11 protein-coding genes are annotated in these 13733 nt (G+C 33.0%); 8 read left to right on the top strand and 3 right to left on the bottom strand.

The window, feature by feature from the left end:
* The first annotated feature begins 109 nt into the window (after nucleotides 1–109).
* From CD032_RS01705 to CD032_RS01695, 3 genes are all read left to right on the top strand, one after another.
* The gene (locus CD032_RS01705) at nucleotides 110–1009 is read left to right on the top strand and encodes an ABC transporter ATP-binding protein (protein WP_019468887.1); all 900 of its coding nucleotides are present in this window, start codon (nucleotides 110–112) and stop codon (nucleotides 1007–1009) included.
* On the top strand, nucleotides 1002–2240 hold the full coding sequence (locus CD032_RS01700) for an ABC transporter permease (RefSeq protein ID WP_019468888.1): 1239 nt from the start codon (nucleotides 1002–1004) through the stop codon (nucleotides 2238–2240). Before CD032_RS01705 ends, CD032_RS01700 begins: the two co-directional genes overlap by 8 nt.
* Nucleotides 2241–2813: 573 nt before the next feature.
* Nucleotides 2814–3842, top strand: coding sequence for an aldose epimerase family protein (locus CD032_RS01695; RefSeq protein ID WP_019468889.1), 1029 nt, complete (start codon nucleotides 2814–2816; stop codon nucleotides 3840–3842).
* A 276-nt stretch (nucleotides 3843–4118) separates the two neighbouring features.
* On the opposite strand, the gene CD032_RS01690 is transcribed toward CD032_RS01695, so the two are convergent.
* Complete coding sequence (locus CD032_RS01690) at nucleotides 4119–4775, bottom strand: MOSC domain-containing protein (protein WP_019468890.1); 657 nt, start codon at nucleotides 4773–4775, stop codon at nucleotides 4119–4121.
* Nucleotides 4776–4933: 158 nt separating this feature from the next.
* Here CD032_RS01690 and CD032_RS01685 point away from each other — a divergent pair, with 158 nt between their 5' ends.
* The gene (locus CD032_RS01685) at nucleotides 4934–5620 is read left to right on the top strand and encodes a ribose 5-phosphate isomerase A (RefSeq protein ID WP_026034779.1); all 687 of its coding nucleotides are present in this window, start codon (nucleotides 4934–4936) and stop codon (nucleotides 5618–5620) included.
* Nucleotides 5621–5737: 117 nt separating this feature from the next.
* On the opposite strand, the gene sdpC is transcribed toward CD032_RS01685, so the two are convergent.
* A complete protein-coding gene (sdpC, locus tag CD032_RS01680) occupies nucleotides 5738–7048 on the bottom strand; it encodes a peptidoglycan release complex CPBP-like subunit SdpC (RefSeq protein ID WP_019468892.1) in 1311 nt (436 codons plus the stop codon).
* 255 nt (nucleotides 7049–7303) lie between these two features.
* Here sdpC and hutG point away from each other — a divergent pair, with 255 nt between their 5' ends.
* A complete protein-coding gene (gene hutG, locus CD032_RS01675; protein WP_019468893.1) occupies nucleotides 7304–8233 on the top strand; it encodes a formimidoylglutamase in 930 nt (309 codons plus the stop codon).
* Here the strand turns inward: hutG and CD032_RS01670 are convergent.
* Nucleotides 8223–9098, bottom strand: a complete 876-nt coding sequence (locus CD032_RS01670; protein ID WP_019468894.1) for a LysR substrate-binding domain-containing protein — start codon at nucleotides 9096–9098, stop codon at nucleotides 8223–8225. The genes hutG and CD032_RS01670 overlap by 11 nt on opposite strands.
* A 144-nt stretch (nucleotides 9099–9242) precedes the next feature.
* Here CD032_RS01670 and CD032_RS01665 point away from each other — a divergent pair, with 144 nt between their 5' ends.
* From CD032_RS01665 to hutI, 3 genes are read left to right on the top strand one after another with little or no spacing between them, the layout of a single operon-like run.
* The gene (locus CD032_RS01665) at nucleotides 9243–10517 is read left to right on the top strand and encodes a YjiH family protein (protein WP_019468895.1); all 1275 of its coding nucleotides are present in this window, start codon (nucleotides 9243–9245) and stop codon (nucleotides 10515–10517) included.
* Nucleotides 10518–10564: 47 nt separating this feature from the next.
* Nucleotides 10565–12229, top strand: coding sequence for a urocanate hydratase (gene hutU / locus CD032_RS01660; RefSeq protein WP_019468896.1), 1665 nt, complete (start codon nucleotides 10565–10567; stop codon nucleotides 12227–12229).
* Nucleotides 12226–13458, top strand: coding sequence for an imidazolonepropionase (gene hutI / locus CD032_RS01655; RefSeq protein ID WP_019468897.1), 1233 nt, complete (start codon nucleotides 12226–12228; stop codon nucleotides 13456–13458). The genes hutU and hutI overlap by 4 nt, the downstream gene beginning before the upstream one ends.
* Nucleotides 13459–13733 lie beyond the last annotated feature (275 nt).

Raw genomic sequence — 13733 nt, 5'->3', positions numbered from 1 at the left:
ATATAGATCATGATATAAAAATATAAAGTACAATTTGAAATGTATTTTCAGGGTGTGAAATGTTATTATCAATATATATTCATTCGACTTTAAAGGGGGGGATCTTATCATGTCCTTAAAAATAGCAAATGTTACAAAAAAATATAAGGATTTTACAGCAGTTAATGACATATCGATAACTTTAGAATCAGGAAAGATGCTAGGATTTTTAGGACGTAATGGTGCAGGAAAGACGACAACTTTTAGAATGATACTTGGTTTGACGCCGATTACAGAAGGACAAATTTTATATAAAGATAAAGCGATTGACCAAACAATATATGATAAAATAGGATATTTGCCTGAAGAACGAGGGTTACATCCGAAAATGAAAGTAGAAGAAGAATTGAAATATTTAGCTACATTAAAAGGGATGAAATCAAAAGAGATAAGCAAATCCATTGATTATTGGTTAAATCGTTTTGATATTGAAGAGAATAGAGAAAAGAAAATAGAAGCGTTATCTAAAGGAAATCAGCAAAAAATCCAACTCTTAGCAAGTATGTTACATAATCCAGAATTATTAATCTTGGATGAACCTTTTAGTGGTTTAGATCCAGTTAATGTTGAATTATTAAAATCAGCCGTAAAAGATTTAAATGATGCAGGAACGACGATTATATATAGTTCTCATAGGATGGAACATGTAGAAGAACTATGTGATGATGTTTGTATTTTGAATAAAGGTGAACTTGTTGTTTCTGGGCCAATTGATGAGGTGAAAGCAAATCATGGCAATAAAAGCGTTATAATTGAAACAAATCATGCGATGTCAGAAATAGATGATATTACTGGTGTTATCCAGGTTGAACGGAATAAAAGGGAAATAAGAGCGTTGATAGAAGACGAAGTGATTGCAGAGGAAATATATAATATCGTTGTTCAGTATGGTTTTGTCAAAAGGTTTCAAGTTATAGAACCAACGTTAAATGAGATTTTTATAGCTAAAGTAGGTGATGCAAATGGATAAATTTTGGGCTACTTTTTCACTTACGTATAAAAGTAAAGTAAAAACAAAATCATTTATGATTTTCACTGCGATTGTAGTTATATTAATGTTGGCAGCGGCTAATATAAATAAAATTGTCGATCTATTTGATAATGGCCCTGATAAGATTGGTATTGCAGTTAATCAGGACCAAGTATATAAAGTGATTAAAGCACAAAGTAATCACCTTGATAGTGATGCGAAATTTAAAAAAGTGACTAAATCACAAGCACATCAACAAGTGAAAAATGAAAAGTTAGATAAAGCGTATGTCATTGATTTGCATGATAATCATAAACTGACTGGTAAAATTTTAAGTAAAGATACCGTGTCAAAAACAGATGAACAAAAATTACAAACTACTTTGTCAGCCATTCAAACCAAACTTGTGGCATCTAGTTTAAATCTATCTGAAGATGAGCTAAAACAATTGCAATCTCAAAGTGAAGTAAGCTCACAGGTGCTTTCAGATAGTGCGAACGAGACAAATTTAAGTGAGTCACAAAAAACATTTAATACGATTATCGTTTATGCGGGCATTATGCTCATGTTTTTCATAATCATAAATTATGCCAATCAAGTGGCAATGGAAATTGCAACTGAGAAGACCTCACGTGTCATTGAAATGATTATCACAAGTATATCTCCAGTAACACACATACTTGCAAAATTGTGTGGCGTCATCGCTGTGGCATTAACACAAATCAGTATTTTCATTATTGTAGGCATCATAAGTGTGTTGCTATTTGATATTGGAGACATGCTTAAAGGATTTGATGTTGAGCCTAATGAGCTAACAGTACAATTAATTATCGTAGGTATGCTTTCTCTTATTTTAGGTATACTTTCATATATTATATTGGCCGCTATTTTGGGGTCGATTACTGCGCGAATCGAAGATATTAACCAATCACTTATGCCGATGACTTTGATTAGTATCATTGCGTTATATATGGCAATGTTTGGTGTTATCAATCCTGACACGACACTCATAAAAGTTGCAAGTTTTATTCCTTTATTATCTCCTTTTATCATGTTTTTACGTGCATCAACACCTGACGTAGCTACTTGGGAAATTGTAGTAAGTATGAGTTTATCAATAGTAACAATATTTATCTTGCTTTATATCGCAGTAAGAAGTTATAAAGATACAATATTAAGTTTTGATAAAGGCTTGTTGAAGTCCATGAAACGTGTCTTCAGTAAAAATTAAAATGTGTTAACAATCGTTAAGATAAGTTATAGATAAAGCAATAACTTTTTGAAGCGTATTAAAATATATGAGTAGGAGAGTGAAGCTAAAAAGCATAATGGTTTCACCCCTATTTTTTTTATGAAAAATACTTAAAAGAATGATTTGCAAGTGCATTTAATATGCTAAATAAAACATATCTAGAAAAAACTAGAAAAAACATCACAATTTTAAATAATATTTGATAGAATTAATAATTAGTATAGATAATGATTTAGTTAAGTTGTTACACTATAGGAAAGTAAGATAACTACTTAGGGAAGTAGTAAACTATTTTAAAATTTTAAATAATAGTGAATGAAGTATTTTGCTCAGTAAATGGGGAGATCTTGAGCACATATTTATCTAAGCTAATTTAAAATGCTGTTTAATTCACTTTGAAAATAATGAATTATTAAACTGATGAGAATATTGTGTCTTGTTTGATAAAGCAGGAATGGTGTTCGTTACAGTCGTGATCGAAGTTTTATTCAAGATAAAGCTGAAAGTTAAAGTGAGAAATAATATGTTTGGTTCGAAAGGGAGTAATTGATGATGTTTGCAAAAGTAGAAAGACAAAGTAATGGTATTGACTTAATTAAAATAGACAATGAAGCAACTAAGATTGTTTTCACGAACTATGGCGCTCGTATCGTGTCATGGAAATATGATGATAACAATATTGTATTAGGTAATGTGGTAGAAGCGGATGAATTCTATCAACAAAATCCTTTTTATTTTGGTGCTACTGTAGGCCGTTATGGCGGACGTATAGCAAATGCTGAATTCCACTTAGATGGTAAAACGTACCGATTAGATACAAACGATGGTGAAAATAATATTCACGGTGGCTTTAAAGGGATAGATAAATGTTATTTCGATTATGAAATATTTGAGCAAGTAGGGCAAGTAAAAATTGTATTTTCTACCACAATTCAGCAGTCAGATGATCATTTTCCGGGAAATATCAATTTAGAGGTGATACATACTTATGATGTTGACCACAAATGGACAATTGAGTATAAAGCTGTAGCTACCGAAAAAACAATTTTTAATCCTATGAATCATGTATATTTTAATTTGAACAGAGACAATAATGTCATTGATAATCATAGCATCTCAAGTTCAGTATTAAAAATGCACTTATTAGATAATGATCATTTTGTAACAAAACAAGAACCATTAAATTTAGAAAGTGTTTTTGAGCGTAGTCAACTTCAATTTAAAGATATTTTTAATAGTGAACACCATGATATTCAAGAACAAATGAAACAATATGGTGGTCTGGATCATCCGTTTCAAATTGGAGAGCAAGGTATGACAGTTGAAAATAAGCATTTTCAACTGTCTGTTGAGACAGATATGCCCAATGTCGTGATTTTTACTTTTAATGATACTACCGAATGGGAAAGTGACTTTAATATTTATAAAGCACATTCAGGATTTACATTAGAAACACAATGCATACCTAATGATATTAATTTGTATGGAGAAAATGCACCATCAATATTAGAAGCAAATCAGCCTTTTTATTCTAAGACTTCATATAAAATTGCTGAAAAAAAGAGTGGGGAAGTAGAATAATATTACCGTGGTTGAATCAAGTACCTTGAAGTGATTTAAATTAGTGCAAAGTAATCAAGTGATACTTGTGGATAACCAACCGACGTTTTATAATACCGTACTATAGAAGATAGGTTAAAAAGTAATACTCAGGTTAGTGAATCTGTATGGATATCATCTTTTGTCAGTTACTTAACCTGAGTTTTATAAATGTATCATATTTACAGATGCTTGTTGTACAGGGATCTGTTTTTTTTATTACGCATTGGAATATGGCATTTTAGCATATTGTGATGTTTATTTTTGAGCACGTTTTAGATATTTTTCTAATTTGAGTCGTCTTTCTTCAGTTAAATATGGATTTTTTAGAGCATAGGCTAAGCGCGCTACATTTTTATTATCATTGTAATAAATATCATTGAGTTCAAATACAGATAAAAGGGAATCTTGCTCTCCGTATTTTATGAGCTGAAGTTGAGATGAGGCGCTAACAAAGCCTTCTTTAACTACTCTGAGGTAACAACCAGTTTTACATGAACTGGACATACGTTTAATTAGGTTAGGAATTTTATACTTTTCTTGTATTTTCCAACAAGGTTCTCTAATCTCTGCAACTTCGATAATCGCTTCACCTAATTGAAATTGATCACCAAAATGTAAGTCTTTTTCATCCAAATCTTTGACAGTTAAATTTTCACCAAACATTGCATACTCTGGTAAAACCGCGACATCATCTTTCCATAAATTGTAATTTTTTTCACTATATAAACACACAGCTTTATTTGGACCGCCATGTCCTTTGTATTCTTGCTCATCTTCAGAAAAACCTGTTTTTGAAAGCCACATCCTACCGGTAAAAGGCTGTTTGTTAAGTGCTGAACGCATCGGTCTTTTAGAACTATAAGGTAAATCTTCTATTTTTCCTGTAGCAATCGCTTTTAAATCATAAATCATGACAATCCCCCTTGTTGGTTATGTATTATTATTGTAAAGCACATATTTGATTATGCAAGAAGATATATTAATTTAAAATTTATACATATTTTTTAGCTATGTATTTTTTTCAATCTCATGTACAATAAAGGTGAGAGTAAGTTATGTAAAGGGGACGCATTATGGATACGAAACAGTTGAAAATTAGTACATTTAATGACGCGTTAAGCCAAATCAGCGACGGTATGGTAGTTGGAATTGGTTCTGGTTCAACAATAGAATTGCTTGTCCCAAAATTAGCTGAGAAATTGAACCATGAACAGATTGATATTACAGGTGTATGCACTTCTAATAAAACCGCTTATATCGCCAAAGAATTAGGTATTCGAGTAGTGGATGTTAATGATGTAGAGAAAATTGACGTTGCAATTGATGGTGCAGACGAAGTGGACAGTAATTTGAATTTAATTAAAGGTGGCGGTGGTGCATTATTTAGAGAAAAAGTGATTGACGCCATGGCGGAAAAATTTATTGTTTTAGTCGATGAATCTAAGTGTGTATCATATTTAGGTGAAACGTTTAATTTACCTGTAGAAGTAGATAAATTTAATTGGTTATTAGTTTCTAAAAAAATTGCAGCTTACGATAATTTACAAGTGATACGTCGGATGGTGGATGATGTCCCATTTATCACTGATAATGGAAATTATATTCTTGATGTTACATTGAATTCATCTATCGATCCTTATGCTATGCATGAATTTTTAATTCATTTAGTAGGTGTATTAGAAACTGGATATTTTATCGATGTTACAGATCAAGTCATTATAGGTACACAAACAGGTGTTAAAATTTTAGATAAATAATAAATCGGTATATTAAAATATAATAAAAGCAGGTTAACTAACGGTATACATTAAGATAATCACGAGATTTAGTCATGGTATCTGAATATACGATTAGTGTAACCTGCTTTTTGTTAGTTAGCGACGATGATCATGTCTGTTTTTTAATTTAAAAGGTGAGCGTTGTCGTTTTTTATTTTGTTGTGTGATTGACTCAGAAGTACTTTTATCATTATCATGTTCTGTTGATGTTTCTTCTATTTGCGCTCTTTCAGTAGAATTTTCAACAGCACCGTTCACCTGTGTTTTAACATGTTCATGTTCTCCTTGAACGTCGTTGTTTTCCGGTGATTGTGGTGTGTTTTCATCTATAATATTGTTTCGACTGTCATCATGATTTGTTTGTTGGTGATTATTTTGAGTGTCAGTATCATCCATAAGTTCAGTTGATGTTTTTGAATCAGTATCATCTGAATTTACATGTTTGTCTGTTGTCTCTTCAGTTTGAGAAGTAGTAGATTTACTGTGCTCGTCGTCTTCTGTATGAATTTGTGATTTTGTTGTTGCATCATCGGATGTTTCACTGCTGTCTTCTTCTTGAGATGCTTCTGAATATTCATTTACGTGGTCTAAATAATTATTACTATCGACTTCATCTAAACTACGCTTCGTAAAGAAATAAAGTATCGCACGAATAATAATACTTAATAAAATGTAAACGACTGCTACAGCTGATGTAGATAGTGCAATTACTTTCATTGCGAAAACACTGCCGAGCTCTTCATTGAATAAGAAAACAAGACCAAATGACATTGCTGCATGGAATATCGTTGCAATATAAATCGTGCGACCTTTTGTAGCACGAATCAATTCACCTATAATCATAGAGAATGCAAATGTATATAATAAACCATATAAAGTATATTCAAAGCTAATTGCCATGTTTATATTCCAAATAGAATATAATATACCAACAATAATTGAGGCAAAAAACGTATTCATTTTCGTTTCTATAATGTTTTGCAAGTAAGAACGGAAACCGAACTCTATTAAGAATGCCATCACTAGCTGTCCGAGTATAATTGCAGTTATAGAAACTGATAAATCTTCTGCTTGTAATAATACAAAACTATCTGCAAAAATGTTAAAGCTTACCATAGCAATCAAGAAAATGACTAAAGGTAATATAAATGCAAGTAGAATTCGTTCAATCACTTTTAAATCTATTGTTAGTTTTAAACCAGATAACTGCGCCTTGCGTTTACTAAAAACAATAATACATATAAGCGCAGCAATAAATGGTGCTATAGCACTTAAGTCAAAGACAAAAGTTTTAAGTGAAATAGTACTTTGTAAATCTTTTAGTATAATAGGAGCTGCATAAGCAATAATAAAGAAAATAAAAATCATTATTGCCCATTGAAAACCTGATATACGTTGTTTATTCATTATGTAACCTCCAATAGGGTTCAGAAAATCATTTATCACTAATTATACATATTTATTAATCAGAAATAAATTAAATTTAGATATTTATCATTGAAATGTAATAGTAATGCCAAAACTAACATCTAAATGAAATAATTAATTGTCATTTGAAAAATTAAGCAGCTGATTTTTGGGTAAATAAAAGCATAAATTGAATTGAATTCAATGTAAGCGTATACTTTTATATGAGGATATTGTTTTAAAAGGAGGAGAATTATGTATAAATTAGCACAGCGTGATTTCTGGACAGGTAGAGTCGATAGTGAAACAGATTCATCTCAATTTAGACATTTTCAAACTGTAAATTTTAGAAATATCAAAGATGACTATCGTGAGACACGCCAAGGTGTGGGGTTATTAGGTTATGCAGTAGACAAGGGTGTTGAATTGAACAAAGGAAGATTAGGTGCAAAAGAAGGTCCCGACGCAATTAAGAAAGCATTTGCCAACCTACCTGTATTGAGTGACTGCAAGATATATGATTATGGTAATGTAGAACACGATCACGATCACTTAGAAGAAACTCAAAAAGAATTCGCACAATATGTTGCAACATCAATCCAAAGACATAAACAGACTTTTTTATTGGGAGGCGGCCATGATATCGCTTATGCTCAGTATTTAGGTATAAGAGAAGTTTATCCTGATGCTTCTTTAGGTATTATTAATATTGATGCGCATTTTGATACTAGAGCAGAAGCACAGTCCACTTCTGGAACGAGCTTTAGGCAGATTTTAGATCAAGATAATCAAGCAGACTATTTGGTATTAGGCATACAACAAGGTGGTAATACACAAGGTCTATTTGATTATGCAGACGAAAAAGATATCGGCTTTGTTTATGCCGAGGAATTATTACATCAAATATCTCCTCCTGTAAAAGATAAGGTAGAACGTTTTATACACAACCATAACGTTATTATGTTTACAATATGTATGGATGTAATAGATAGCGCATACGCACCAGGCGTAAGTGCTAATGCAGTGTTAGGTCTATTTCCACATATTGTACTTGAACTTGCCAAACGCATTATCCCAAATGAAAAAGTCTCAACGATTAGTATTGCTGAAACCAACCCTAAATATGATGTCGATAATCGTACAGCAAAGCTCTCAGCTAATTTTTTACATCATTTTATTCTTTAATATTCCAATAATAAAGGCATAGATTTATAAAGGAAAGTACTCGTTCAGGGTGCTTTCTTTTTTTTAAGTAATTGATGTAAATCGTACGACTGAGTGTTGGCTTAATCTCAATTGCATCTAAATCTCGTGCATTAAAAGATTGGTAATAAACACGTGGTATAACTGCATAACCTAATCCTCGATGAACGAAATTCGTTGAAGCTTCAAAGCGATCGGCTTCTATAATAATATTTGGATGAATATTTAGACGGTTAAAATAGTCATCTAAATGCTTGCGTACTTGGGAACCTTTTGTAGGTAAAATAAGTGGTAAAGATTTAATAGAAACCTTCTTGCTATTAGGAAATGTATTTTTAGGCGTTATGAGTACATAAGATTCTTTATATAGTGGGACAGAGTGTATATCGTCATGGACAATCTGTTCATTTGTTAGGCCGAGATGATTTTCAAAATTTAACAGGCGCTCTAATATGGTGCTCTGATCATGTACTTCTGAAGCATGATATGTTTGGTCTGCATATTCCTTTTGGTGCATAGCAACTACTTGTGAGACCCATTGATTTGAAGATTCAAGAATAGAAAATTTTATTTTAGGTGCATGTCCCATTTTTAAATCATACATTTTTTCCAGCGTTTGATGATAGCTTTGCACGAGCTGAACGGCATAGTTATAAAAATGGATACCTTTTTCTGTAATTTTGATATCCTTTGTAGTTCTTAAAAATAAATCATAACCTAAATCTGCTTCTATTTTTTTAATTGTGTTCGTTAAAGATGGTTGGCTTATATGTAAAAAATCTGCAGCCTTTGTAAAACTATTATATTTAACGACGGCAATAAAATATTCTAATTGAATAATTTTCAAATGAATGTCACTCCTAAATGATTCGTATATTTATAGTTTAAAGCTATTAATAATTAGTTTATTGATATTGGTAGTCTATATAATAACATATTATACTTTTAGATATAGAGGGAGTCGTACTTTCATGTTAGGGGCGTGAAGTACATGTGGAGATTTTTCATTTATAGCTTGATTGGTATTATATTTTTCTTTGTTCCTGTGACTATACAAGGTCAATCAACAATTATGATTGATCATATTGTGCAATGGATCACATTAATAGTGAAACCTGTTTTACCATATTATGTATTGATTTTAATTGTTATAGGTGCAATTCATCCATTTCTTAATCAGCGGTGGAATGAATCGAAAACAAACATAATCTTTAGTTTATTTAAAGTAGTAGGGGTATTCATTGCTTTCATGGTTGTTTTCAATATAGGGCCTGCTTTTGTTTTAAAAGAAAGTATCGGACCATTTTTATACGAAAAGCTAGCAATACCATTAAGCGTTTTAATTCCTATAGGAGCAATATTTTTATCATTTTTAGTAGGTTTCGGCTTGTTAGAGTTTATCGGTGTGATTTGTCGTCCGATAATGCGACCAATATTTAAGACACCAGGAAAATCAGCGGTCGGTGCAGTAGCATCACTTGTTGGTAGTTATTCAATAGGCTTACTGATAACAAACAAAGTCTACAAGAGTGGTAGTTACACACATAAAGAAGCAGTAGTGGTAGCAACGGGATTTTCTACAGTTTCCGCTACGTTTATGATTATTGTGGCTAATACATTAGGAATTATTCAGCATTGGAATTTATATTTTTGGTTTACACTCGTAGTGACATTTATTGTTACTGCTATTACCGTACAACTCCCACCTATCAGATTTGAAAAGCATACGACATATAAAGACCAACCATATCAAGAAGAGATTCGCAGAAACATGCCATTGTTGAAAGAGTCTTGGTTAGAAGCAAAATTAGCTGTGAAACAGTCTAAGTCATTAATTGACAATGTATTTGAAAATTTAAGAGATGGTGTCGTAATGACTATAGCTATTTTACCTTCTATCATGTCAATTGGTTTTCTAGGATTAGTAATCACGGAATTCACACCAGTAATCGAATATATATCTTACATCTTTTATCCATTTATCAGCATTTTCCCAGTAGAAAATGTGGGGGTATTAGCACAGGCTTCAACGATTTCAATTGTTGAAATGTTATTACCAGCTGCAATTGCACAATCAGCTGATTTAGCAACAAGATTTACTGTAGCAGTAATGAGTGTTTCAGCGATTATCTTTTTTTCAAGCGTTGTTCCGGTCATATTATCTACAGAAATTAAAATTTCAGTAGGAAAACTTGTGCTTATTTGGTTTGAAAGAGTAGTACTAACATTACTGATAACAATTCCATTTGCATTATGGATATTTTAAATATCAAAACAAAGGTTGAATTAAATTCGATGAAGGAGAGATTTTTCATGAAAAAAATTAAAGCAAAAAAAGGTTTAGAGATTGAATGTAAAGGTTGGGAACAAGAAGCAGTGTTACGAATGCTATATAATAATTTAGATCCCGAAGTTGCAGAAAGACCTGAAGATTTAGTTGTCTATGGTGGCATAGGTAAAGCAGCTCGGAATTGGGAGGCATTTGAAGCGATTGAATCTACACTGCGTTCATTAGAAGCTGATGAAACGATGTTAGTCCAATCAGGTAAACCAGTTGCTGTATTTAAAACACATGAAGAAGCACCACGTGTATTACTGTCTAATTCTGTATTAGTACCTGAATGGGCAAACTGGGAGCATTTTAATGAATTAGATCAAAAAGGATTAATGATGTACGGACAAATGACTGCAGGTAGTTGGATTTACATTGGTTCGCAAGGCATCGTTCAAGGTACATATGAGACATTTGGTGAACTCGCTAATCAACATTTTAATGGCAAATTAAATGGGACGATTACGCTAACTGCTGGTCTTGGCGGTATGGGTGGCGCACAACCATTAGCTGTTACGATGAATGGCGGTGTTGTCATCGGTGTTGACGTAGATGAAACCCGCATTGATAAGCGTATTGATACACGTTATTGTGACGTAAAGACACGAGATTTAGATGAAGCATTAACTTTAGCAGAAGACGCACGCAAACAGGGCAAACCATTATCTATTGGATTGGTTGGTAATGCGGTCGATGTACATCAAGCAATTTTAGATAAAGGATTTAGTATTGATATTATTACGGATCAAACGAGTGCACACGATCCTTTAAATGGATATGTGCCACAAGGGTATTCATTACAAGAAGCAAGTGCACTACGCAATAAAGACCCAAAACAATACGTAAAAGAATCTCAAGCGTCAATGCATAAACACGTCTCATTGATGTTAGAATTTCAAAAACAAGGTGCGGTCGCCTTTGATTATGGAAATAATATAAGACAAGTCGCATATAATGACGGCTTAAAAAATGCTTTTGATTTTCCTGGGTTTGTACCAGCATATATCAGACCATTATTCTGTGAAGGTAAGGGACCATTTAGATTTGCAGCATTAAGCGGAGATCCTAAAGATATTGAGCGTGCAGATGAGGAAATGAGAAAGCTATTTCCGGAAAATGAAAAACTTATTCGTTGGCTAGATTTAGCACAAGAGAAAATTGCATTTCAAGGACTGCCTTCAAGAATTGCATGGTTAGGTTATGGAGAACGTGCACAAATGGGATTAGCATTAAATAGACTTGTACGTGAAGGTGAAATTTCTGCGCCAATTGTAATTGGTCGAGATCATTTAGATTCAGGTTCAGTAGCTAGTCCTAATCGTGAGACTGAAGGTATGAAGGATGGCTCAGATGCTGTAGGAGACTGGGCAATATTAAATGCATTAATCAATACTGCAGCAGGTGGATCTTGGATTTCATTCCATCATGGTGGCGGTGTTGGTATGGGTTATTCATTACATGCCGGCATGGTAGTTGTTGCTGATGGTTCAGAAAGGGCAGACAAACGGTTAGGACGAGTATTAACTACAGATCCGGGTATGGGAGTAGTAAGACATGCTGATGCAGGTTATGAATCAGCGATTAATGTAGCAAATGAAAAAGGAATTCACATTCCAATGATTACAGGAAAAGGAGATAAAAAATGAACGACTTAATCATTCAAAACATTAAACAACTAATTTTACCGAAGACTACCGATCGCCCTTTAAAAGGCAAAGAATTAGATGATTTAAACATTATTGAAAATGGAACAGTAGTTGTGCAAGATGGCAAGATTGTTTATGCGGGTGAACATTCTGAGGCTTGTGAAGCAAATGAGACAATAGATGCCTCAGGAAAAGTCGTTTCACCTGCATTAGTAGAAGCACATACGCATCTCGTGCATGGTGGCTCACGTGAACATGAGATGTCACTCAAACGTCAAGGTGTCTCTTATTTAGAAATACTTGAACAAGGTGGAGGCATATTATCTACTGTAGAAGCTACACGTCAAGCGACAGAAGACGAACTTTTTGAAAAAGCGGAAAAAAACCTATTAACCATGTTACAACACGGTGTCTTAGCAGTTGAAAGTAAGAGTGGTTATGGATTAGATAAAGAAAATGAACTTAAACAATTGCGTGTTTCGAACCGATTAGCAAAAAAATATAATTTAGACATGAAACATACATTCCTTGGGCCACATGCTGTACCAAAGGATGCGAAGTCTAACCAAGCTTTCTTACAAGAAATGATAGATTTATTGCCAGAAGTTAAACCGTACGCTGACTTTGCTGATATTTTCTGTGAAACAGGTGTGTTCACTGTAGAAGAATCTAAAGCTTATATGGAAGCGGCTAAAAAACAAGGCTTTGATATTAAAATTCATGCGGATGAAATTGATCCATTAGGTGGTTTAGAACTTGCAATTGATGAAAATGCCATCTCTGCAGATCATTTAGTAGCATCTAGTGAAAAAGGCAAACAAAAATTGAAAGATAGTGATACGGTTGCAGTATTACTGCCAGGTACAACTTTTTACCTTGATAAGGAATCATATGCAGACGCGAGAGGTATGTTAGATAACGACGGCGCTATTGCTATAGCTACTGACTTCAATCCAGGTAGCTGTGTGACTAATAATTTACAATTAGTGATGTCTATTGCAGCATTAAAATTAAAATTATCCCCAAATGAAATTTGGAATGCGGTGACAGTGAATGCAGCTAAAGCGATTGATGTTGATGCAGGTACCATCAATAAGGGTGATAAAGCAAATATTGTAATTTGGGATGCACCGAATCATGAATATATTCCTTATCATTATGGTATAAATCACGCAGAAAGAGTGATTAAGGATGGTAAGGTACTATTTGATAATCGCGTAAATCTTTAAAATTGAAACTGTAATTAAAATGAACCATTAAGACTTTTGACACGAGATAGAGTGAGGAATGAAATCAACAATATTGATTTGTTCCTTGCTCTATTCTTATTTTATTTATTTTTGTAATATACATACTTTATAAACGTAAAATCTAAGAGTACATAAAACGCAAGTTAATAAAATATTTTGACAATTATGATAGTATAGTAATTAAAGGGGTTGGGGGTGAGATATAGTGTGAGTAACGCTGGATATATTGATCAATGGAAAGGCGACATAGTACA

The organism is Staphylococcus cohnii subsp. cohnii, from assembly GCF_002902365.1.
GTDB lineage: Bacteria > Bacillota > Bacilli > Staphylococcales > Staphylococcaceae > Staphylococcus > Staphylococcus cohnii.
Note: the sequence above shows the minus strand (reverse complement) of the source record. Positions and strands in the feature narration are given on the sequence as shown.